19 protein-coding genes and 5 pseudogenes are annotated in these 21,723 nt (G+C 57.3%); 12 read left to right on the top strand and 12 right to left on the bottom strand.

The annotated features are described in order from the left end of the window. Positions 1-19: 19 nt before the first annotated feature. From EN857_RS15735 to EN857_RS15710, 6 genes are all read right to left on the bottom strand, one after another. A complete protein-coding gene (locus EN857_RS15735) occupies positions 20-451 on the bottom strand; it encodes a potassium channel family protein (protein ID WP_127284771.1) in 432 nt (143 codons plus the stop codon). A 100-nt stretch (positions 452-551) separates the two neighbouring features. Next, positions 552-1,001, bottom strand: a complete 450-nt coding sequence (locus EN857_RS15730; protein WP_127390802.1) for a group III truncated hemoglobin — start codon at positions 999-1,001, stop codon at positions 552-554. Between the two features lie 24 nt (positions 1,002-1,025). Next, positions 1,026-1,898 carry a formylglycine-generating enzyme family protein gene (locus EN857_RS15725; RefSeq protein WP_135858852.1) on the bottom strand — a complete coding sequence of 291 codons (873 nt, stop codon included), beginning with the start codon at positions 1,896-1,898 and terminating at the stop codon, positions 1,026-1,028. A 72-nt stretch (positions 1,899-1,970) separates the two neighbouring features. Then, the gene (nirK, locus tag EN857_RS15720; RefSeq protein WP_127308709.1) at positions 1,971-3,080 is read right to left on the bottom strand and encodes a copper-containing nitrite reductase; all 1,110 of its coding nucleotides are present in this window, start codon (positions 3,078-3,080) and stop codon (positions 1,971-1,973) included. 238 nt (positions 3,081-3,318) lie between these two features. Further along, positions 3,319-3,765, bottom strand: a complete 447-nt coding sequence (locus EN857_RS15715) for a pseudoazurin (RefSeq protein WP_127284774.1) — start codon at positions 3,763-3,765, stop codon at positions 3,319-3,321. A 142-nt stretch (positions 3,766-3,907) separates the two neighbouring features. Continuing rightward, on the bottom strand, positions 3,908-4,486 hold the full coding sequence (locus EN857_RS15710) for an NnrS family protein (RefSeq protein ID WP_127390796.1): 579 nt from the start codon (positions 4,484-4,486) through the stop codon (positions 3,908-3,910). Here EN857_RS15710 and EN857_RS15705 point away from each other — a divergent pair. Both EN857_RS15705 and EN857_RS15700 read left to right on the top strand, forming a co-directional pair. Beyond that, positions 4,485-5,181: pseudogene (locus tag EN857_RS15705) on the top strand (NnrS family protein); the annotation flags it as partial. The gene EN857_RS15710 and the pseudogene EN857_RS15705 sit on opposite strands and share 2 nt — an antisense overlap. Before the next feature lie 114 nt (positions 5,182-5,295). Next, positions 5,296-6,002: pseudogene (locus EN857_RS15700) on the top strand (Crp/Fnr family transcriptional regulator). On the opposite strand, the gene EN857_RS15695 reads toward EN857_RS15700, so the two are convergent. Next, positions 5,999-6,214 (bottom strand): DUF1858 domain-containing protein, encoded by a 216-nt coding sequence (locus EN857_RS15695; protein WP_127284777.1) that lies wholly within the window; start codon positions 6,212-6,214, stop codon positions 5,999-6,001. The pseudogene EN857_RS15700 and the gene EN857_RS15695 sit on opposite strands and share 4 nt — an antisense overlap. 345 nt (positions 6,215-6,559) lie before the next feature. Then, positions 6,560-6,713: pseudogene (locus EN857_RS15690) on the bottom strand (FAD-binding oxidoreductase); the annotation flags it as partial. A gap of 748 nt (positions 6,714-7,461) precedes the next feature. On the opposite strand from EN857_RS15690, the gene EN857_RS15685 reads away from it, so the two are divergent. Further along, positions 7,462-8,715 (top strand): site-specific integrase, encoded by a 1,254-nt coding sequence (locus tag EN857_RS15685; protein ID WP_091595769.1) that lies wholly within the window; start codon positions 7,462-7,464, stop codon positions 8,713-8,715. On the opposite strand, the gene EN857_RS15680 is transcribed toward EN857_RS15685, so the two are convergent. Next, complete coding sequence (locus tag EN857_RS15680; RefSeq protein ID WP_091595894.1) at positions 8,696-8,950, bottom strand: AlpA family phage regulatory protein; 255 nt, start codon at positions 8,948-8,950, stop codon at positions 8,696-8,698. The genes EN857_RS15685 and EN857_RS15680 overlap by 20 nt on opposite strands. A 256-nt stretch (positions 8,951-9,206) precedes the next feature. Here EN857_RS15680 and EN857_RS34760 point away from each other — a divergent pair, with 256 nt between their 5' ends. The 9 genes and pseudogenes from EN857_RS34760 (at position 9,207) to EN857_RS15630 (ending at position 17,525) form a co-directional block, all read left to right on the top strand. Next, entirely contained in the window at positions 9,207-9,344 is a 138-nt protein-coding gene (locus EN857_RS34760; protein ID WP_164746654.1) for a hypothetical protein, read from the top strand. A 1,245-nt stretch (positions 9,345-10,589) separates the two neighbouring features. Next, positions 10,590-10,784, top strand: a pseudogene (locus EN857_RS15670) (transposase); the annotation flags it as partial. Positions 10,785-11,667: 883 nt separating this feature from the next. Next, a complete protein-coding gene (locus tag EN857_RS15665; protein WP_091595768.1) occupies positions 11,668-12,228 on the top strand; it encodes a hypothetical protein in 561 nt (186 codons plus the stop codon). Between the two features lie 457 nt (positions 12,229-12,685). Then, a complete protein-coding gene (locus EN857_RS15660) occupies positions 12,686-13,714 on the top strand; it encodes a hypothetical protein (protein WP_091595766.1) in 1,029 nt (342 codons plus the stop codon). 2 nt (positions 13,715-13,716) lie between these two features. Beyond that, on the top strand, positions 13,717-14,649 hold the full coding sequence (locus tag EN857_RS15655) for a cupin-like domain-containing protein (protein ID WP_126092613.1): 933 nt from the start codon (positions 13,717-13,719) through the stop codon (positions 14,647-14,649). Beyond that, complete coding sequence (locus EN857_RS15650) at positions 14,642-14,869, top strand: hypothetical protein (protein WP_091595762.1); 228 nt, start codon at positions 14,642-14,644, stop codon at positions 14,867-14,869. The genes EN857_RS15655 and EN857_RS15650 overlap by 8 nt, the downstream gene beginning before the upstream one ends. A gap of 2 nt (positions 14,870-14,871) precedes the next feature. Next, positions 14,872-15,633, top strand: coding sequence for a hypothetical protein (locus EN857_RS15645; protein WP_091595760.1), 762 nt, complete (start codon positions 14,872-14,874; stop codon positions 15,631-15,633). Between the two features lie 246 nt (positions 15,634-15,879). Beyond that, positions 15,880-16,013: pseudogene (locus EN857_RS15640) on the top strand (IS5/IS1182 family transposase); the annotation flags it as partial. 411 nt (positions 16,014-16,424) lie between these two features. Continuing rightward, the gene (locus EN857_RS15630; RefSeq protein WP_091595756.1) at positions 16,425-17,525 is read left to right on the top strand and encodes a DUF4238 domain-containing protein; all 1,101 of its coding nucleotides are present in this window, start codon (positions 16,425-16,427) and stop codon (positions 17,523-17,525) included. 563 nt (positions 17,526-18,088) lie between these two features. Here the strand turns inward: EN857_RS15630 and EN857_RS36190 are convergent. From EN857_RS36190 to EN857_RS15620, 3 genes are all read right to left on the bottom strand, one after another. Beyond that, a complete protein-coding gene (locus tag EN857_RS36190) occupies positions 18,089-18,220 on the bottom strand; it encodes a hypothetical protein (RefSeq protein ID WP_268929511.1) in 132 nt (43 codons plus the stop codon). 297 nt (positions 18,221-18,517) lie between these two features. Beyond that, positions 18,518-19,054 (bottom strand): hypothetical protein, encoded by a 537-nt coding sequence (locus EN857_RS15625; protein ID WP_126043593.1) that lies wholly within the window; start codon positions 19,052-19,054, stop codon positions 18,518-18,520. Between the two features lie 1,298 nt (positions 19,055-20,352). Continuing rightward, positions 20,353-21,717, bottom strand: a complete 1,365-nt coding sequence (locus EN857_RS15620) for a site-specific integrase (RefSeq protein ID WP_245511324.1) — start codon at positions 21,715-21,717, stop codon at positions 20,353-20,355. Between the last annotated feature and the right edge of the window lie 6 nt (positions 21,718-21,723).

Here is a 21,723-nt window from a genome sequence, read left to right as displayed (position 1 = left end):
GACCGCTCCAAGCCACAAGTCAAAAGTGCTCGCCAATCCTGAATGGACCGACGCGCGTGCCGGCGGCAATCAGATAAGCAGTCGACCAGCCGATCAGCAGAAACCCGTTGACGCCTTCCAGCGCCGCCAGGATTCGCCAGCCATGGGCGGGCACCACGTCCCCATAGCCGACGGTCGAAAAAGTGATGGTCGAAAAATAAAGCGCCGTCTCGAAGTCGCTCAAGATTCCGAGCAGCCGGTAGATACCAGCCCATAACCAGACTTCTGCCGTCATGACGACAAAAAGCCCCATCACCACGCTGATCATGGCGACGATCCGGCTGCGGCGGCCGTGCATGCGGAAGAGCGCCACAAGATGTGTCATCACGTGAGTGATCGCGATAAGACCGAAAGTGTGGATCAGGACCGTCAGGCTTATGACGATCGTGCCGACGCAAAGATTAAGGATCATGCGAGGAACCTACTGGCCCCGATCGCTTGGAGTCCTTGCGCAAAATCAAGCCCCGCACCGGTCTGGCAGAATCACAGCGCCCGGCGCTTGCCAAGCCGACCTATTCGCTACCACCGGCCGCCGCTGGAGCAAGGCGAAAGAACATCGCAAGCTTCAGACTTGTCGCTATCCGTTCCGCTCGGTCGACAAACACCGCCGCCGTTTCAGGTGCGAAGAGTTCAGCGGCCGTCTCGCCGAACAAATCCTGCCAGATACCGAAATCGGCTTCGGTGACGTCCTGGAGTTTGAGGTGCGCCGGCACCGGGCGGCCGTGATAGTCACCGCTCTTGAGGATGACCGAACACCAGAAGGCGGTCATCTTCTCCAGGTGCGGATCCCAAGCGCCGGTGATCTCGCGCGCGAAGATCGGCCCGAGCCGCTCGTCGCTCCTGACCTTGGCATAGAATTGGCGTACAAGTCTTCCTATTGACGCCCGATCGATGCCGGCGTGGTCCAAAGGTTGTTCTGCGACGGGGCGCACCCTGTCAGTCAATACTGGTTTCACTGTCATCATGCACTTTCGTTTACGGTGCTGTCAGGACAATTCTAGGTGCCGAAGGGCGGCCTGCACGGCACCGGACCGGTCGCGGACAAGCCGGAAACCCAGATTGTCAGGCGGCGTGCCGACCGCGCAACCGCCACTTTTGCCATCGCGGATGAAGTTCGACATGTAAGTGCGATGGAATCCCTCGACAACGTGCACTCCGCAATTGTCGATCGAGCTCGCAATCCCTAAGCCGTCGCTGGCGATAGTTGCGTGGACGTAGCACGTCGAGGTCCATTCCCAGATATTGCCAGCAACGTCCGCCAATCCCTTTGAGTTGGTGCCGAAAGCTCCCTGTACCCTTGGTTCAGGGTAGGGCTTCCGTCCAAGCGAACTCTCGGTGCGGTATTGGGCAAGCCAGCGACGGGCCGGGCTATTGGGGTCGTTTTCTTTACTCTCGATATCGCTCCGGAATCGTTCACCGGCGGCATAGGCCCACTCGGCATCCGTCGGCAGCCGCCATGCATCTCCAGTGCGGTTTGAAATCCAGGTCGCATAGGCTTCCGCATCAATATGGCTTACACCGGTGACTGCAACGTTGCCAATCTTGCGCGGGTCGGCTGGCTTGCAGGCGCCGTCCGCTACGCAGCGTGCATATTCGACGACGCTTACCTGATATTTCATGATCTCCAGTGGCGCGTCGATCCATACTTGCACGATGGGCGCCGCGACGGGGTGGTTCTCCTTGAGGAATTCCCCCGGCTCAGCGTGATCGAACACGCCTGGTCTGAGAATCACCATTTCGCTGACGGTTGCCGGTTGAGGGAACTCCATAGATCTGGTGTCGAGCGTATGGGTTATGCCCACGCCGATCAAGGCAGCAGCTGCAATCGTTCCGAAGGCAAAGACTGGGTCGAGGGACATCGCATCAAGTCCGGCTGTGGGTGCAACCCCTTGGCTCCGCCGTGGGATTGCACCGAGGTTCCGATCTCCCGACTACGAAGCGATGACCCTAGGCGCCTCGATCTGCATCATCAGATCGTCGTCCCAGCTGCCGTCGACCGTGAAGTGCGCGGTCGCGCCAAGCTCCACCGCCTCAATGAGATTGTGGTTCACATAGGCATAGACGCCCGGCTGCAGGAACGTGTAGAGCGCCGCCCCAGCGGACCCGCCACGGATGAACCAGGTTTCCATGTCCTTGGCCGGCGGGTTTGCAAACTTGCCCCCTTCCCAGACGAAGTCGCCATGGCCGCCGATAAGGTGCGGGCGGGTGTCGCGATTGGCCTGCGAGTGCACGATCAGGACAGTCTCGCCGACTTTGGCCTTCATGGCGTTGTCGCCGGTCAGCGATCCTGCCTTGCCGTTGAACACGACATGGGTCGGGATCAACCCGCGCATCACCTTCACGGTGTCGTCATAGTTGTCGCCGGCCGACTCGTACTTCTTGAATTTTCCCTGCTCGTCGCGGGGGATGTAGAAGTCGTTCTCGCCGATATAGTAGATGCGGTCATAGCGGACGGTCTTGCCCTTGTCGTCCTTCAGGCCGTCACGCGGCAGCACCATCACGGCTCCGCTCATCCCCGACACGACATGCCACGGGATCATCGCGCCGCCCGGCGCGCAGTGATAGACGAAGGTTCCCGTTCGCGTTGCCTTGAAGCGCAGCGTGACCTGCTCGCCGGGGTTGATCAGCGTCAGCGCACCGCCGCCTAGCGCGCCGGTCGCCGCATGGAAGTCGATGTTGTGGGCGAGACTGTTGGTGTCCGGGTTGATCAGTGTGAGCTCGAGATAGTCACCCTCATGCACGACCATGAGCGGGCCAGGGATGGAACCATTGTAGGTCATGGCGTTGAGCTGCGTGCCATCGGCATCGATGACCATCGGCTTCTCTTCGACATTCATGGTGAATTCGACGACCTTGGGGCCCCCCTTGGCCACCTGGTCGTGAGCATGCACGAAGGGCGGCGCGACGAGGATCACTTTCTCGCGCGGCAACCCGGCTACATCCTTCGGCTTGGCGGCTGCCATGGCCGGCGTTGCGCCAACGGCGGCAACGGCGGCTGCGGTGAGAACAGAACCCAATAGAGCTTCACGTCTCGTAAGCATCGTCATCTCCTTCGATTGCAACGGTTGAATGCCGTGAGGATAATTGATTTGCAGGCCGCGTCTTTGCGTTTACGCAAATCTCAAAAGAGAAGCCGGGTTGCTCTTGGAAACAGAGCGAGATCACGCGCTCCCAGGAAAATCACGGATGTGACGGAAATGGCCGGACAGACCCCTCCCTGGTCTGCCCGGCCAGTGCCTCCAGCCCGCCATTGCCGGAGGCAGTCCAAGAGATGTCAAATCAGTTCGAAGCAGCCTTGGTCGCTTCGGCGAAGAGTTCGGCAAAGACGGGCTTTGCCTTGCCAACCTGCTTGACGGCTTGCGCCGCATCGAGGTTGACCGGCTTGCCGACGACGATCAGTGCAACCATGCCCATGCCGTAGTGCGGGGCACACTTGACGCCATAGACGCCCTCCTTGGTAAGCGTCACGGTTACTTCTTCGCTTGGCTTGCTCTTGAAAGGCTCGGCGCCGTCCGGGATCATGTCCTTGATGCTCTCGGCGTTGTGGGATTTGTCGGTCGGCACGAACTTGACCGTGTCGCCGGGCGCCGCGCGGACAAAGGCAGGCTGGAAGACCATGGAGCCTTTCTCTCCTTTGTTCAGCATCTGTACGACGTGTTCCGCGGCATTGACCGGGGCAACGACAGACAGCAGGGCGATCGCTGCGGCAATCAGAGGCAGTTTCATTTGGAAGTCCTTTCTTGAAGTTCATCACGGCATCGACCGTCGTTGATGCTTGTAAGCTGCCGCGCGGCCTGCGATTTGAGCTGGCGCAAATTGGATGATGAAAAATGACTGGCGGAATCGAGCGCCAGCCGGTCGGCTTTTTTCAGCGAGCGTCCTTGCCACGCGCATGCAGACGCGGCTGCATTAGAATGCCGCCAAACTGGACTGCATAGCCGACGAAGGCGGCCACCCAGAGCACAGCTGAGACATGAAGGAAGATTGAGTAGGAAGGCGCCATGGAAGCCGCCACGCGCAAGATGGCAGCTATGACGATGGCACCGAAAACCGCGCATGTCGCGCTATTTGCTCTCAATTCTCGGCCAGTGTGGCCGAAGGTGGCGCGCGTCATGACGGCAAGCGTCATACAGGCGATCGCGCCCACCGCCAAGGCGTGAATTCCCGCCGCCATTGGGATGGTCTCCGGGGCGAAGGCGGACAGCCCGGCAAGCAGAAGTCCAACCGGTACAAAGACGAATGCGATGTGCAGGATCACAAGCAGGGGGTCGGACAGCGTCCGGGTGCCCGCCCAGCGGGCGAGTCGGACAGCATTGAAGATTGCGCCTGCGATCAGCAGAACGCCGGTACCCTTTGCTTTGGCATTGTTTGCGCTGGGGCAAATTGCACCCGTCAGACATAGGATAGAAGAACAATGAGGGCATCCCTGCCCGGCGAGGCATATCATGGCAATTCCGCGGACACAGCCAAGCGCTTATCCTGCAATTCTTTCCTATGGCTTCCGGCCCTTCTTTCTACTCGGCTCGCTGCAGGCCGGCCTCGCCATTCTTATGTGGTTGCCTCTCTACTACGGCAAGCTTGCAACGCTTAAGCCTGTTTGTGCCTGTGGATTGGCATATCCACGAACTGCTCTTTGGCTATCTGACGGCAGTCATTACCGGGTTCCTGCTTACCGCAATCCCGAACTGGACGGGACGACTGCCGGTTCAGGATTTCCGCTTGGCCCTGCTGGTATCGATCTGGATCGCGGGCCGGGTCGCCGTGTTCTTCTCGCAGGAAACCGGCTGGCTCCTGAGCGCAGTAATAGATTGCTCATTTCTTGTTGCCGTAGTGGTTGCAGCAGCGGCGGAAATCATCGCCGGTCGAAACTGGCGGAACCTCAAGGTGCTGTTGCCGGTCGCGACCCTTCTGGTGGCAAATGTCCTGTTTCATGTCGAAGCCCATTTCGTCGGGATATCCGATACGAGCCGCCGCCTCGGCCTGGGAGCGGTCGTCATTCTCGTCATGGTTATCGGCGGCCGCATCATACCGAGCTTCACCCGCAATTGGCTGGTTCGCGAAAAGCCGGGACGGCTCCCGACACCCTTTGGCAGATACGATGTTGGGACGATCGCGCTTTCCGCGGCGGGGCTTGCGGCGTGGACCGTCTATCCTAAGGATCGCAGACGACGGCGAACAGATGGCATCACTTGTCGATGGGCGGTCGTCCGTGACACAGTCTGGAATCGGATTGTTGAAGCCGGGGAGGAATGGCAGTTGGCAAGCCTCGATCGATCGCTGATTGCCGGGTTGTTGGTCTATCGAGGGCATGACTACCGCGGATCTCGATCGAATAGTCGGGCAGGCGAAGTCGATGCGGATCGCTCGGGACCAGCCGGTTTTCGAGCAGGAGCAGGAAGCACATTCCTTTTTCCTACTGCTGGACGGCCACGTGCGCGTGGTGAAATCGACGCCCGACGGTCATGAGGTGACGGTGCGCTACATAAGTCCAGGAGAACTGATGGGCATCGCTTATGCGCTTGGCCGCACCACCTATCCAGCGAACGCAATCGCCGCCGTCGATTGCGTGGTTCTGGCCTGGCCAAGCCATCTCTAGGCCGACATTCGCTGCCAGTTTCCCGAGCTTCAGCGCCAACACCTACAAGGCTGTCGGCACAAGGCTCCAAGATGCCCATGCGCGTGTCATCGAGATGGCCACCGAGCAGGTGGACCAGCGCGTCGCCCATGCGCTGCTCAAGCTGGTCAAGCAGACTGGCAAGAAGACCGTAGAAGGAATTCTCATCGACTTCGCCATCTCACGACAGGACATTGCCGAGATGACGGGCACGACACTCCATACGGTGAGCCGGCTGCTGTCGGCATGGGAAGACCAGGGATTGGTCAAAAGCGGGCGTCAAAAGGTGACCGTAGTCGAACCTCACCGGCTCCTTCTGATCGCGGAAGGCCGTGCCGAGAAAAGCTAGTCGGGGTCGGAATTCTCTATCGCCGCCTGCAAATCACTATTGAGTTGTTCCTCGTCCAGATCGTGCTCCCGTGCTGCGTCGGAAACGGTGTGGAACGAAGCAATCGGGCAGCCGACGCAAAGCATGCCGTGCTGTAGCAGGACCCGGACGGCGGCCGGCGACCCGTGCATGATTTCGTCCATCGTCGCATCGTCGTTGATCTTGCTTTTCATGCCGCTTGCTCGCGTCTTGGAAGCGGGTATCTTGCATCCTCTTTCCGGGAGGCTCGTTGCGCTGAGACAAAGAGCAAGCAGCTTGCTGCACCCCCTCGCGTCTGAACTACGCAGATCGTCGACCGCGTCAGAAACGGCTTGGCCGTCCCAATGGTTACGAAGCGGTTCGCCAAAATTCATTCAGGAAGCAGATCCGGCCACTCAGCGACCGTTTTTCCTCCACGCAATGGCAGCTTCGCGCCTGATATCGGCCGATGCGGTAAGGTTTGGCGTTTCCCAAAAGAGGTCATTGCTACCGGCCTTGGGGAGGCCAATTGTGATCAATTCAGATCGCTGGGCCGCGCCGCTGAAGCGATCGATCCTGAAATCATCGAGCGGCGTTTCGTTACGACCGGTCGTAATGAGTTCGGCCATGGCATCGCCGACGGCCGGACCGAGTTGGGCCGTGTCCGCAGAAGCCGAAGGCGTGGAACAGTCCCGGCGTCGTCGCCGAGCATCCATGACCGGCAGCCTATCCCGCACATCCCTCGCAGTACTCCTCCTGATACTTGGATTCGCCAGGCCATACGAGAGAATACGAAGGAAAGGGTTGGCTAACCACCCGCTAACGTATTGATTTTCTGTAGAAAACGATGGCCCTCCAGCCTGACATGACCATTGATTTCGCACGCGAAAAATGCGTCAATCTGGGGCGTGACGGTACTCTCTCCAACGGCCAAGGGCGCAGGCGGGCGCTACAAGGTGGCGTAAAATTGGCCGACTGCTGCCGATAGTTGCCGAAACCTCAAAAAATTTTTGCGGCATTTTTTGTCTTTGAAATTAATAGCGTAATTTTTTTACGGCCTTCATGCCGGAATTGTAGCAGACCAGGAAATATTGGGCAGTAATTTCAATGGGTTATACGCCAAGTAAATAATCGAGTGGGAATAAAGGTGCATCATTAGCTAGCTTTCGGTAAGTATCGATCAGAGTTGTATAAGCCTCTGAAATAAGTGTGTTTTCCTTACTGCATCTATCGCCATCTATCGCCTGGAAGCGGAATCATTTGGCGGTAAATTTGACGGCATGCGTTTCAGCGTTCTCTTTCCTGCCATGCAATACCGTCGTCCCGCCGATTGCAAGCGCACTCACTTCTTGCCCATCAAAGCATTGAAATACAATGATCGTTCCTAACAGTTGACGGTAAAATTAATGACGGTAAAATTGGCGGCCGAGAAACCCAAGTTGTGATCCGATCCTCTGTCATTATGTTAACAGATATTGCCCTTAAGCGGCTGAAACCGAAAGACAAAATGTACAAAGTTGCCGACCGTGACGGTATGTACGCTGCGGTGTCTCCGACTGGGCAGATTGCGTTTCGGTACGACTACCGGACCAATGGTCGGAGAGAGACTGTGACGCTGGGCCGATATGGGAACGGAGGTCTCACGCTGGCAGAGGCACGCGACCGCTGCCTTGCCGCGCGAAAAATGGTGGCAGCCGGAAAGTCGCCGGCGCAAGAAAAGCAGCGCGAGAAGCGTCGCCTGTCAGGCACGGCGAGCTTCGGGGATCAAGGCAAGCGCTGGTTAAAGGAAGCGAAGATGGCGGATAGCACCCGCTCGATGCGCAAGGCTATTTTCGATCGCGACATTTTGCCGATTTGGGAAAAAAGACTCCTAACCGAAATAACACCTGACGACTTGCGGGCGCTCTGCGCAAAGGTGAGGGATCGTGGTGCGCCGGCAACCGCCGTCCATATCCGCGATGTCGTGAAGCAGATCTATAGCTACGCCATTCTGCACGGCGAGAAGATCGCCAACCCTGCGGACGAGGTGGGACCAGCCTCAATTGCCACGTTCGAGGCGAAAGACCGCGCTCTGTCGCCTGCAGAAATCCGGATAATGCTGAAAGAGTTGGAAAACGTGCCGACGCTGCCGACGATTCGGGTCGGCCTAAAGTTCATCCTGCTCACGATGGTCCGAAAGAGTGAACTACTCGAGGCGACTTGGGACGAGGTCGATTTCGAGAACGCCGTCTGGAGCATCCCAAAAGAGCGAATGAAGCGGAAGAAGCCGCATAACGTCTACCTGTCACAGCAATCCCTCGATATCATGATCGCGCTCAAGACTTGTGCGGCGAACTCCCGATATGTGCTGCCGTCCCGCTACGATGCCGATGAGCCCATGTCGCGCGCGACGTTCAATCGGGTAACCGCGGCGATTGTCGAGCGGGCAAAGCAGCAAGACTTTCCGCTCGCGCCTTTCACAGTGCACGACCTTCGGCGCACCGGCTCAACACTCCTGAACGAGATCGGATTTAATCGCGACTGGATTGAGAAATGCCTTGCCCACGACGACAGGCGGTCCTCTCGAGGTGTCTACAACAGAGCTGAATATGAGCCGCAGCGTCGTCATATGCTGCAGGAATGGGCGGACATGGTCGATGCGTGGGCGGCAGGCAAAAAGCACACGCCCAGACTCCAGCCGCCTGCAGAGGCAGCGGTTATCCTTGATCCGATTTGACGGGTCTTGCCTTTCGTAGTCTTACGTCAGGCGCAGGCTTGGTCTTGATTTTTCCGACAGATGACGCATTCCGCCGCTCCTCGATCCACGCTTCGACTTCTGCCAAGTCCCAAACAACACAGCGGGCGGTGAGATTGAAGCGTCGTGGGAACTCGCCACGCTGTTCCATCTCATAGACGGTCGTATCAGACAGGGGAACGATTTCTCGCAGCTGCGACCGGCGAACAGTTCGCACTACTCGACGCGACGCGATGTGTGGTAGAACCAGAAGTGGATCCGGCTGCCCAATTTCGATGCCCTTGAATTTATCGACCTCGGAAGACTGCTGCCGTTTGACCATTTGCGTGACCGGGATGGATTGCCTTACTGGCCAACAATCGCGCAACTTTTCGAGGTTTCGTACAGCCCTCAATTGCGACCACGTATCCTCGCCTACTGACGTGAAGACTCAAGGGCATTTCACTGCGGATTATGTCAGGACCGCACCACCAATGGGATCCATCGAGCAGGCGCTGCATAAGGTCCGACAGGCGATCCTTGCTGCAGGCTTCTCGATGCTCGAATATCTCAAGCTGCGCGCTGACAATGACCTTGCGCCAATTGACGCGTTAATCGGCCGGCGCGGCTAGATCGCGGCGGAGGCGAAGCGCCGCGAGATCACGCTCACAGCCGAGGACGCGAAGCGCCGCCGGCTTCGCAGTTACGCCGTCGCCGATCTCACCAATCATGAGAGATTGCCGACATGGACAGCGAGACTTGGTCTTTGGTTAAACGGCAGCAGGCTCGGCGGTCGCAACGGCTACCTTGTCAAATACTGTGATGAGAAACGTTGCATCGCCAACATCTTCATCGAAGATGTGCTCGCATATTTCGAATTCCTGCGTGCCTTAGCGTGGCTGATCACGGAGGACGGCAGAACAGCCGATGCCGACCGACAAAAGGTGAAAGGCAATGAAGGCGAGCATAGTTCCTGCTCCGCTTGGTTGTTTGCGGAACCGGACCGAGTGTTGGAAAATGAAAGTTGGGGACAGTGCTCTCCGGCAGTTGATTGCAGACGCATCACAATGCGTATTACTCCGACTCAACCGCGCGGGGAAAACCAATGGCGAAGAAACCCAATGAGACTACGAGCAAGAAAGTTGCTTCGACGGCATCCAAGTTGCTTCGTTCTAACAGCTCCTCAAAGGCAGTCAAATCGGTCGCGGGATCCGCTCTTACGCAAAGGGTGAAAAAAAAGAAATAGCGCCGGTTTGACAGACATGAAGCAGTTTTGGCCTCATTCAGAAGAGCGCCAAGGAGTTTGGTTTCCGGCGAACTGGTTGTGTCCGAAAAGGTGGACTGCACGTTGGCGTCGACGCCATCCACAAACTGGAGAGCGCAGAGATTGGCGTTTTGGTTTGCCTTGATCCACCAACGGCACCGATGCTGAGAGAGGCTGCATCCGAGGGTGAGGTCGGCCCGCGCTCAAAGCAAGTTCCTAAAGTCCAGATTTAGAAGACGCCCGTCGAACGCCTGGGGGATGATAGATCTTCCGGAAGTAGGAAGACAGCCGGCTGTTTCGCCACAAAAGCTTGGCCGCAAGCGGGTTGAGGGTCAAACGGAAATGATGTTTCCAATGTCTTCAAACAGCAGAATGTCGAAGGGCCAAAACGCAAGGGAAATGGGCCCATCCGGACGGTCGACATCGAAGTGACCCGCGGACCATAGCCGAAAACAAAATAGCCTTTAAGGGCCCGCTCGACTGAATCCAGGAGCGGGCTTTTCTAATTCAGGGCGGGGTTCGAACCCACGAGACCGATGAAGGTCCACCTCCTTATCAGGGATGCGCAATCGACCGCTCTGCCACCTATCCACAACGTTGGTTCGATTGATCGATCTTCAAGCCCCGAGACATTCTCGGTGCGAATACGGCGGACTTTTGCCGCAAGCACGGCATTTCGGCAGCGACCTTCTATAAGTTCAAGGCGAAGTTTGGCGGGATGGAATTGTCCGACGCCCGTCCCCTGACGGCGCTGGAGGACGAGAACGCGCGGCTCAAGAAGCTGCCGGCGGAGCGGATGCTCGACAATGGATCTTGAAGGATGCTGCCGCAAAAATGTATGGTCCGCCCCGTCCGGGCAAGGTGTCGCGAGATCGCGAATGACCTATGGAAGGGCCGATACCCTCGAAGAGCGGCTTGGGTTGAAGCCGCTGGTTGGCCAGCGCATTGCGCCGATCATCATCTTCGCCGCCAGCATCGAACATCACCTGGAGCGGCGTTGTGGAAGCTCAAGGGCGTCAATCCAAAGGGCATTCGACCCGAGACCGACGCGAAGATGATCTCTGATTTGATCGGGATGCTTGAAACATTCGCGTCAACCGCTGCCAGCGGGAGACGAGCGCACCCTTCTTCAGACATGGTCCAATGCGGCCAGTCTTGCATTTGCGATCAGGAATGACATCGCTCATGGCGTGCCACCAACTTGGGCGAGAACGCGCAAGAGACCGTCCAGCGACTATTGGGCCGACGATCACTCTCTCGATCTCGTTCGTCACGCCTTCGCGGTTCTACTGCGCGTCACTGTTGGCGTTTCGACAGAGAAGATGCCGTTGATCGAGCTTGCGAACCCATCTTTGCTACGTGCCCTCCGCCGCGAATTATTCTGAGCGAGATGGCCTGCAAAGACTATAATCCGACCTTCAGAAATACTAAATCGGCAGCGATGGCTTCCTATTTCCCCGCGAGCGCTACACTGGTCACTTCAAGAATGGCGGCACCGTACCGCGGGCGCGCAGGCCAGGATGTCCAGTTCGACGTCACGGAAGGCCAATCGAAGACACGATCGAGGCATTCAACAATCTTGGATTTAACGATCGCACGATGACGATCAATCGTACGGCTACTCGGGCTATATCGCTCGAACTTGGACCGATTGCCCTTGGCCGCTTCCAGGTCGCATTGGTTTCGAGGTTGTGCCGGCATTCAACGAAGCTTTCTACGGCGCGCTCCACGTCGATCATATCGATCACAGCTGGAATGAGAATGACGGCCTCGCTTTTCGCATTCAAAATACACTTGGCCTTGCCGGCTTAGTGGTCGGCGGCAAAGTAGAGTTCTGCAAGATAAGCGGCACCATTCCAATCGGCGGCGCGCTGGTTACCTTGGGCGCGAAGTCGGCGACGGGGTCGACATCGCTTGATACCCCCAATGGCGACAGCACAACCTACCATGTGCGGCTCACGCAGCCGATCTACATGCTCGCCCATGTCGTCACGCCGGTGTTTTCAGGTACGGTCCCCCTGTGGTTCAAGTTGGAACTGACCAAGGGCAAGATCCCTACAACGCTGGGACAGAAGGGGTCGATCCAGATCACACCGACAGGACAGCGCCGTGACTACGTCCTTGTCGTTAGGCTCGATCAGGCCGCCTTTCTCCCGCAAGGGCTGACCGCGTCGGGCAAAGTCGACGTTAATTGGCAGGCACCGACCACGCTGCCGCCGACCGCGGCCGGCATCACGATGCCGCACCAGTAGCGAATTTCTCGCTGTAGCCGGGTTTGAGCGCAGCAAGCGATCTATTCGTCGCACTGCAATCGGCCTATGGCGAACTGAGTGCGAGGCCCTTTTGGAGGGCTTTTCCGTGTTGGCCGAAACGGTAGCTTTGGGTCAGGTCACGACTATGCCTAGCGGGGTGCCTCAACGTTCGTTTCCGACTATTTGTGCCTTAAAACTGCCAACCTGCAACGGCCCAACGCCGCCTGGCAGCTTTTGCGCCTCGTGTCGGCCATAGAGGCGAACTTTACCTCTGCCCGGAAGCAGACATTTCGGTTGACAACGCGCGCCGTCGCGGTCGCGCCATGAACAGGCATGGAATGTGGGTTCAACTGAAATGGATAGCTGGAGACTAGTATTGGCAAAAGTGCTTGCATCGCGGTGCGAACTGACGCTCTCTATTAGCTTAAGGTAAGATCAATTAGCTAAACCTAGTGCCATGGGCGATACTGACATCAACGCCGCTTTCGCGGGGGTGGACATAGCGCGATTTGCCCCGAGGGGGCATGAGCGTTTTGATGGTCCTATTCGAACGTTCTCAGACGCAGATGGGACAACTCTCTCAGCAATATCGGATCGAACGTTTCTTAGGTGGATAATCAGAGAACTCGGCGATCTGAGGGGGAAGCGCATATACGAAATTGGAACAGGAACTGGTTATCTGGTGTCAGTACTCTCCTTGCTAGCCGGCAGGGAAGGAGACGTCCCACTGATATTTGGTTGCGAGATTATTCCCGACCTCTTCGATCAATCACAGCGCGCCCTCATCGGCACTTCTGGTGTGCGCGTGCAATTAGGTGATTGGGTCGATCGACTACCCGAGCTGGGTCTCTTCGACGTCATAATAGCCACTTCTGCGTTTCGTGGCATCCCGCGACTGCTTCGCGAGGCGTTGCGGGTGCCGGGAGGCATGCTCGCTATGCCTGTAGCGATTCCGGGTGGCGGGGACTGCTTTACGATCTTCCTAGCAACCGAGAAAGGACTACTCACGGTCGGCGCTAGGATGTCCGTGTCCGTCCCTACAACCGGTTCCATTGCAGATGAGGACACATGGTACATCCCGCTTGAAAAGCTTATTGATCCGCGACCGAAGTCCTTCTTGCATATTGAAAAGGGCCGAGGCTTTGGTCACCCTGTTTTGGATTCTTTGGCATTCCGGAGCTACCTTTTTGGCGCTGAACCGAATTTCCGCGCTGTGAACCTAGGCGTCGAGCGTACATTCGACCTCACACACTACTCTTTCGGTCTCATCGATAGCGAGCGCCGCTCGGGCGCGCTTTATCACGGCCGCGACATAGTCGTGTTCGGTGATCTGGGCCTCGAATTTGCCGGCACCTTGGCAGCCCATCGGGAACGATGGCAAGCAAATGGGCAGTCGGATCTTAGCCGAGTGCACTATCATATCCCTTGGACCGCGTTCGATGCTGACCAGTTGCCAAGCGGATATGTTGCTGCCCTTGGAGGCTGAGGATGTTGCAGACGGCTCCTCCAGACTTGTCATACGTTTGTCCCGATGTGAGATTTCGGGAAATAGGTTGCATCCCCATCATCGGAATGAAGTGCGCAGCAGAGCTGATGGAAACTCCCTGGGTGTCGCGAGACGTTTCCGCTCTGGATGAACTTGCTGCCCTCCTCACACCCCAGCGTATCGCGGCACGGCATGGGACGCGCTTGGTCACGCTCGAGCATAAGGAACGATGGCGGAACCTCCGGGCGCAACAGAGATTGGGCGATTATCTCGCTGGTCTCGACACAACTGAATTTTATCTCAGGCAGAGTGACGCGTCCTTCGTCGACATCGCGCATCGATTGCCTGTTTCACCTCGATCACGCGAGCCGGCATACTTCGACAACATATGGATCGGTCCGCCAGGAACGGTGCAAACCTTTCATCAAGATAACCACAACGACTACGTCACGAACCATAATTACTTCATTCAGTTGTTTGGGTGGAAATATGTTGCAGTCTGCCACCCACGGGATACCTTCGCGCTCACGGACGGCGCCACAGTGCGAGGGCACCATTGCGATGCCTCGCCGACGGACCCCAATGTCTGGCAACGCGTGCCGTCGTTACGTCATGCAATCGTCGGTCCATGCGACCTCCTGCATATCCCTCCCAGTTACTGGCATTACGTCCAATCCCTCTCAGTTAGCATTTCGGTGTCGCGTTGGTGGTTCGATAACCACTTGGCAGAGATCATTTACAGCGTTGGGCAAGAGCGTTGGGAGCGTCCTGCAATCGTTGTGGCGGATACTAGGACATTCTTGGCTGACCTTGAAGAGTTTGGCGGCGCTTCTGCTTTGAAGCGTGTCCTTTTGCAATTGTCTCCCATCGCAAGATTTGCAATTATAACGGCGTTCAGTGAATTCTATGGCAAAGGAGTTTTCGACTATGTCTGAAGCACCGCTTTCCTTCGAACTGAGTGAAGATCAAGCTAAGGCCCTCAGGTCCCTCGCTGGAGGTAAAGGCATACGCATTTCCGGTTATGTCGATGGGACAACCCTGAAGGTCGACAACATTGCCATCAACGCAGGGATAATCGGTATCAGCAGTTCACCCTTCAAGGACGGCATGGCCCCTTTTATCGCTTGCAATGGCCCGCTCGAAGTTGAAAAATGACAATGGACTACGTCGCGCGTTTTGTTGAAACTGCCCTTGACGAACAAGGCGACATAGCAACGCGCGACTACCTTCGGCTGTTTGGCGACGCTGTTGCACGTCACGTGCCGCCATACTTCCTCGCCGACTACGGCAACAGTTTTAGGTCGCATATTGAGAACCCGGTATGGGTGCTGCAGTCGCTTGTCTCGAATGCGATCAAAGAGGGCGAGGGTTCCCGCGACTTAGCGAAGATTGCCAACGCTTGCACAAGTGCCGGGCTTGTTGACGATCTGAGCCAGCATGTCGAGGATGAGGCAGGTCATTGCCGAATGTACCTTCGTCTCGCCGATCTGGTATTTCCAGACGCATTGCCAGATAATGTGCGCGGGGCCGTTGAGACCCAGTTTCCCCCCATGCAGCACAGCCAGGTCGAGGCCGCTAGCCTCGAAACCTGGAGGGTGCTCGACTATTTGATTCAGGTGAACCTCGGTGAGGTGAGGACCCGCATTCACCAGAAGTTGTTGGAGCCCGTGCTCGAGGCATATTGCCCGCACCGTAACCTAGACATGCTGGGTCGAACGCTATGCAAGTTAAGTGGCGACGAGTGTAGCCACATCCGCTACACTGCAAGACGCATCGGAGAACTGTCCAAAGAATTTGCCTCGACTCGGGTTGAAGAACTCTTTTGGCAGAGATTGCTACAGTTCACCGCATACACAGAGCGCGAATTGGGTAGCCAGAGGGCTGGAGGGTTTGCGACGTCCCTAGTTAGGGATCGGTGATTGCTCCGTGGGGATCGTGTTGGCAGGCACGCTCTTATTCAGGTCGCCTTCGCCGTTGACCCGCGCCGTTAGATCTGTCGACCTCCTGGATGAAAATTCGCTTGCGAACCGCGGGGAGTCAACCGGACAGTTCTCAGGACGGCTGTTGGCGCCAAGCGGTCCGCGCTATGCTGGACGTGTTAGTCCGTTTCTAGACCGGCCAACCCGAAAACAAATAGTCCGCTTGCGGCCCAGAAGCCGACGCATCTGGCCGCCGACAGCGCCTACGGATCGGCAGCGAACCTCGCCTGGTTGGTCAAGGAACGGGAGATCGCGCAGCATATCCCCGTGTTCGATAAAACCGCACGGATGGCACTTTCTCGCGCGCCGACTTCATGTTCAGCGGAACTACTGGTTCGCCCTGAGCGAGGATCGACCGCTATTCTTTTTCGCCGGCCTTCGGACGCCTTGGCATGGTATCGGAAGGTTACTCGGGTCTAGCCGGCGCGGCCGTCTTGTCCCGTTCCTGCCCGCTCCTTCGCTGCGCTCCCGTGTTGGGGACAAGCCAGCCCTGCACGCCGTCTCCTTTGGAGCCGTCCTCCCGGGACAGCGCGTCGGCCGCATCCAAGTCTGACGCTTCGTGAAACGAACGCCACCCTGCGACGGCGTTCGTCACGTCTCTTCGATTGAGTGCCAGGAAGGGCGGGCCTGAGACGTACATTCCCGCTGGAAGCTCTGTGTGATAGCAACGGCTTGGCGCGGGTGTTTGAGCGCCCCCACGGCAGTGCCGGAATGGCGGATCGCTCAATTGCATGGCGGAGAACAAGAACCAGCACTTTGTTCCCCGGGTACATCTATCGCCCTTCAGCGTGTGTGCCGAAGGCAAAGCCATTCACCTGTTTAACCTTGATCGCAACCAATCATTCTTCGATGCCCCGGTGAAGAATCAGTGTTCCAGGGATTACTTCTACGGGCAGGACCCAAGGCTCGAAACCGCAATCCAGACCGTCGAGGGACACTATGGCGACTGCGTTTCGTCGTTGCTCAAGCCACGTGCGGTCATCAAGGATCTTCATGCCACAATCCTCAGGCGTTTCGCCTACCTGCAGCATGTCCGCACAGAAGCCGCCGCGCGTCGATCCGCGGAGTTTGCTTTCGCTGCCACGTCAGTCAAAGGTGCGGACTTCGAACAACCGTCTTTCAAGGAGGCCGTCAAAAGTGCGGTGATCTCGGCGATGCATCACTACGCCAAAACGATGAGCGTCGTAGACGATCTAAAGGTGCGGGTTGTTCGCAACCTTACCTCGGTGCCGTTTCTCACATCAGATGACCCTGCTGCTCTCGCCAACCGCTGGCATCAACAGCACAGGCATGCGCAGCACAGATCTTTTGGAATCTCCAGCGCAGGTGCGCTTCTCTTCCTGCCGCTTTCGCCAACGCTGTTGGCTGTTCTCCTGGATGGCGACGTCTATCAAGCCGAGCACGTCGGTGGCTGGATCGATGTGTCAAATACGGCGGACATTCTTGCGTGCAACCACCAGCAGGTACTGAACTGCGCGGCAAATCTGTACTTTGGCGAGCGTAGCTCTGGGGATGATGTGCAAGCTATAGCGATCTCAGTTGCGCATCTGCGACCCCCGAGTCGGTTTGACGTGGTTATGGCGGTAGCCGACGGCAGAACCGAAACTCATACTCACTACGCAGTCGTAGATGCCCCCGACGCTCGGGAGCATGACGACGTGCTTATCCACGTGAGAACTGTCAGGCCGGTTCCGCCAACGTGGCCCTCGTTCCTGAAGTTTCGAAACAATCGTTTCGTCTTCACCAACGATACGGGCGCAGGCTTCCGCCGTCGGAGGACTGCGACGTCAAGTCTTTGGGGTAGTCCGCCTTGGCGGAAGGTTCGAGGCTAAGGAGACCAATGCTATTCTGGCGCTTCGCCATCATTCTCACCTGGCGGCGTTTTCGGGTTGTTCGGTTTCATCGAAGACCAAGAAGAGGGTGTCGTCATCCTCGTTCATGGCCCTTTCCGCCAATCCTTTTGCCAATCGCAAAGGCAACGCGTTGGCCGATGGCGGGATGCTGGTCCCCGAGTGGGTCATAGAACGGAGGTACGGCGTCGGCTTTGACTTTACAGCTTAGCGTGTGAAGCACGAAGAGCAGCCGCTATCGTTTGCGGGAGTGGCGTCCCATGCGAACTGGGACAGATTGGTTAGGTTAGTCTCCTACGGGCTAAGCCCACCCGACGTCGTCCTTTCTGGAAAGTCTCAAAAACAGATCGAACCAGAATCGATATTCGGCATCTTCACGATTGCCAGACACTTCCAAGGGACACTAGGCGACCGACGTGGTAGCGTCCTTGCCGTGCCTTCGATCTCGGCTTCCATCGCCTCGTCGTCGGATAGGAGTGCCCAATCTTTAACAATGTCATACTGGCTTCGCACATCGATGCCCTCCGTCTTGCCGAGAAGCAGCCTTAGGTACCCCGACGCCTCCCGACCTTCAACACAATGACAATGGCCATCACCAGCCCCGACGCGGCCAAGACGCCGTAAAACCCTTCGGCCGTTATTGCAAAGCCCCAGAAGTCGATTGTGATCTTGTCCATTGGTTCGGTTGCCTTCACCAGATTCCAGGTTCAAACGACAGACTGAACCGTCTGCGCTCGTGTTGCGTTTTACGGCGCAAGCATGAGGCACCCTTGCAGGCGTCAATTGCAAAAGCGCCATCTTAGAAAATTATACCTACAAAATGCGTCGTTTCAGTCCCGGCTGGGGCCGAAATCTGTCCTTCGCGAACCGGTCGCGCGCTGCCTTGGCGTCAATTGCCGTTATTGGGCAGTTTTTGTAGCCTCAACCCCATTTTTTCAGCTCGGCAAGGAAGCGATCCTGCTCCTCCAAGGCTTTCAGCATCGTTCCATGACAGTGGAATCCGTCATGCGCCGCAATTCTCGCTGAATGGACGATTCGTGAAGACCCAGCGCCGTCCTCAGCGCCAGTGAGTCTAAAACACCATGTACCTCTTTCCTGAGGGGCGTATCGAGGTATCCAGCCGCGGCCTTTTGGAGAGCAGATGCTTCCGAAAAATTGTACATACTCGCCGTCTCTTTGGCTTTCCGCATAAGGTACTCGCTAGCCGAGTCGGAGATCGATGACGTCGTGCGCGAGGGCGCTCTCGCCGTCCTTGCAGCTCTCGTTGCCGCCGCTTCGTTCATGAATTTCTGTCTGTTCAGCTTCCAGCGCCCCTGCCATCGACGGATCAAGGTAACGTCTGTCTCCCTCCGCGAGCTGGACATATCATTGAGGACCCGCCTCATGGCTGAAGTCGCCTTCATGGAAGGATTATCCAGCAAGATACTTGCGACCTTGGCAAGGGCCTGATCGTTGTTCTTGACGCCGCTGCCAATTGGGCGGCCGACGCGGCGCTTCTGAATCTCTTCCATTGCTTTGCCTCCAGTTGGTGTCGGTCTGCCCCGTGCGCTCTTTGATATTGTAGCAACGGATGGATTCTCAAGCGATTTAAATAGCTCCGATCAGTTTAAAAGCGCGGAAAATTCCCGCTCGTGAATCCAAAAGCGCGGAAAATTCAGCGACACGTAATTTTCCGCGCTTTTACGGCTTACGGAGAGGCTGAGCGCGAAAAATTCCAGCCGGTGCGGCGTTTGGCAATCGGCGTTTTCATCCGAAAACGGCCCCGCATTATTCCTCTAAAGCTTAGAACTGCCGGCCATATCGCGGGCGAGCGGCACTGCTGAGGTAAGCAACTCAGCTCCCACCTTGCAGGACCTGGATGACGGACTGCCCGCAGGTGCTGCCCCATCTGCTTTGGACCGCATCTGCGAAATTCTCACGTATCCTGCCTGTGCGCATGTAAGCATAGGGTAGCGCCTGGGCTCGATTGGCCACCACACTAAGAACCACCGTCGGCATGGCGACCGCAGGCTGATGTCCCAAACGCCACTCCAAAAGGATCATCCTCTCATGGATCCCAATGCCATCATTGCGTCCCTGCCAGTCGCCGGGGCTGATCGATCTGTGCTCATCGAAGTCGCTAATGCCGCGTTCGAGCCCGTCATTGAGCGGATTGAACCGAATATTAGGAACGACCCGAAGCCTTTGGGATGCTGATAACTACATCGACAATAGCCTTCTCGGCGTCTCTCCCACAAGTCCGTGGGAAACGGCTCAGGAATTCTTTGCGGCTCTCGCACGCAAGGAAACCTTGTTCACCCATACTTGGCAGCTGGTCGGCAGAGAAGCTCCCCTTGCTGAAGCCTTGGAAGCACACAAGAATCCGGACGTTGGCGTGACGCTGGTAACGGGGTCTGGCGGCGGCGGCAAATCTCGAGCTCCAAGCCATTCTGGACCAAATCGCCGCCGATCAGTCTGCGACTAGGATCAGGCTTGTCTCACCGACAATGGAGATCACCAAGGTGTCTCTAGAAGAGCTTGGTTCCGGTGACCTGCTCCTCGTCGTCGATGATGCTCATGACAGCGACAAGTCTCCAGCCATTGTTCAATTACGCCGCGGCCAACGTGGGTCGTGTAAAATTGCTCATTGTCTTCCGACGATATGGAGTTGAGCATATCCGGGCCCAGGCAAGCAGCTATTCCTTTTCTGGAGACCGTCTGAGCGTCATCGACGTACCGCCTCTTTCCAAGGAGGAGTCGGAGTCGCTTGCCCGCCAGGTGCTTGAACACCTAGGTGGACCTATGGAGCTTGCGGCCAGCATTGCTCATCTCACCCAAGATTGCTCGCTCGCCACAGTGGTCGGGGGCTCAGACCTGCATGAAGCCCCATCTTGTGCAGCGTCCTTTGCTTAGGCGCGGAACCATACGGAGCGATACGGGAAGATTTCTGATTTTGGCCCACGAGAAAGCCAATGAAATCAACGGTCCCGGCACATCCTCCGGGCCCACCATTATCGTTATTTATCAATGCTTTAGAGGGTGGTTCGCCACGAGGTTCGCCAATAGGTTCGCCAAGCATCGGCTTGCGCGTCACGAGGCGTACGACTCGATCCATCCCCTGGACGGCCAGCCGTACCTGCGATGCCTCGCGCGAATAGAGCTCCGCATGATCGATATCGTCGTGCCCTAGTACCTCCATGAGCTGTCTGGTTGAGGCCTCGGCCTCCGCCAGATAAACACCGAGCGACTTCCTCAGACCATGAAGAGTCAGACCCTTCGGAAGACCGGCGAGCTTGCACCAATGCGCCATCATCCCAGTCAGTGACTTGGCTGAGAATGGCTCACCATAGCCGTTGACCAGAACGGTCTCGCCGCGCCTGTCGGCCGCATCCAGGATCTCAGTCAGCATTGGTGTGATCGGCACGAAAAGCCGCTTGCCGCCAGTTCGTCCCTTGTTCTTGCCCTGAACAATATCGAACCCAACGAAATGACGCTCGACGCCATCGATGAAGACACGTCGGGTCACCCTCTGGTCCCAGCGAAGGCCCGCGACGTCGCCGCGGCGGTTGCCTAGCCAAAGCGCCAAACCGTAGCAAGTGCGTGCCGCTGTGCCGAGCTGCCAACGGGTTTCGAATTGCGCCATCGCTTCGCGCGACCAGGCTTTCCAGCCGCTATAGGCGGGCCGCCATTCGACCGCCGCTGTCGGATCGATTTCGATCCAGTCTTGCCGCAGCGCGACATAGACCAGCTTACGTATGCCCACCAGCAGGTGCTTGGCCTTATGGGGGGTGGCGATGAAGCGGCCAAGAAGCTCTTCAATATGGATACGTCTAAGGTTCTTAACCGCTACATCCCGCCAGATGAGTGGGTGATCAGGGACCACTCGCAGTTCTAGAAATTCTTCGATCAGCCGCGAGTTCTTGCGCTTGCTGGCTTCATCAAGCGCCAACCACTTGACCGAGATCTTCAACCGTTGAAAGGCCGCTCCAAACGTGCCGGGCAGAGCGGCTCCAGGCATACGGACGACGGGAGCCTTGGGGACTTTCCGGCCCTCGACCGCTGCTTGGTAGGCCTCCTTGAAACCCGCTTGATTGGGGGCCGGCAGACTAAGCACACGCTCCTTCGTCCGATAGCGCCAGCGAACTTTGCCATGGCGGTCGGTGTAGGAGGAGAGGCCGGGATGTTTGTCGGTCATGGCAGA

This window comes from Mesorhizobium sp. M4B.F.Ca.ET.214.01.1.1 (genome assembly GCF_004791545.1).
Lineage (GTDB): Bacteria > Pseudomonadota > Alphaproteobacteria > Rhizobiales > Rhizobiaceae > Mesorhizobium > Mesorhizobium abyssinicae.
Note: the sequence above shows the minus strand (reverse complement) of the source record. Positions and strands in the feature narration are given on the sequence as shown.

Bases quoted from the DNA above. Each gene is read 5' to 3' on its own strand.
- EN857_RS15655 (WP_126092613.1), top strand. From the start codon at position 13,717: ATGTTGCAGACGGCTCCTCCAGACTTGTCATACGTTTGTCCCGATGTG.
- EN857_RS34760 (WP_164746654.1), top strand. From the start codon at position 9,207: ATGGGATCCATCGAGCAGGCGCTGCATAAGGTCCGACAGGCGATCCTT.
- EN857_RS15660 (WP_091595766.1), top strand. From the start codon at position 12,686: ATGGGCGATACTGACATCAACGCCGCTTTCGCGGGGGTGGACATAGCG.
- EN857_RS15725 (WP_135858852.1), bottom strand. From the start codon at position 1,898: ATGTCCCTCGACCCAGTCTTTGCCTTCGGAACGATTGCAGCTGCTGCC.
- EN857_RS15695 (WP_127284777.1), bottom strand. From the start codon at position 6,214: ATGAAAAGCAAGATCAACGACGATGCGACGATGGACGAAATCATGCAC.
- EN857_RS15625 (WP_126043593.1), bottom strand. From the start codon at position 19,054: ATGGAAGAGATTCAGAAGCGCCGCGTCGGCCGCCCAATTGGCAGCGGC.
- EN857_RS15710 (WP_127390796.1), bottom strand. From the start codon at position 4,486: ATGATATGCCTCGCCGGGCAGGGATGCCCTCATTGTTCTTCTATCCTA.
- EN857_RS15715 (WP_127284774.1), bottom strand. From the start codon at position 3,765: ATGAAACTGCCTCTGATTGCCGCAGCGATCGCCCTGCTGTCTGTCGTT.
- EN857_RS15620 (WP_245511324.1), bottom strand. From the start codon at position 21,717: ATGACCGACAAACATCCCGGCCTCTCCTCCTACACCGACCGCCATGGC.
- EN857_RS15630 (WP_091595756.1), top strand. From the start codon at position 16,425: ATGGCGGAGAACAAGAACCAGCACTTTGTTCCCCGGGTACATCTATCG.
- EN857_RS36190 (WP_268929511.1), bottom strand. From the start codon at position 18,220: ATGGACAAGATCACAATCGACTTCTGGGGCTTTGCAATAACGGCCGAA.
- EN857_RS15730 (WP_127390802.1), bottom strand. From the start codon at position 1,001: ATGACAGTGAAACCAGTATTGACTGACAGGGTGCGCCCCGTCGCAGAA.
- nirK (WP_127308709.1), bottom strand. From the start codon at position 3,080: ATGCTTACGAGACGTGAAGCTCTATTGGGTTCTGTTCTCACCGCAGCC.
- EN857_RS15685 (WP_091595769.1), top strand. From the start codon at position 7,462: ATGTTAACAGATATTGCCCTTAAGCGGCTGAAACCGAAAGACAAAATG.
- EN857_RS15650 (WP_091595762.1), top strand. From the start codon at position 14,642: ATGTCTGAAGCACCGCTTTCCTTCGAACTGAGTGAAGATCAAGCTAAG.
- EN857_RS15735 (WP_127284771.1), bottom strand. From the start codon at position 451: ATGATCCTTAATCTTTGCGTCGGCACGATCGTCATAAGCCTGACGGTC.
- EN857_RS15645 (WP_091595760.1), top strand. From the start codon at position 14,872: ATGGACTACGTCGCGCGTTTTGTTGAAACTGCCCTTGACGAACAAGGC.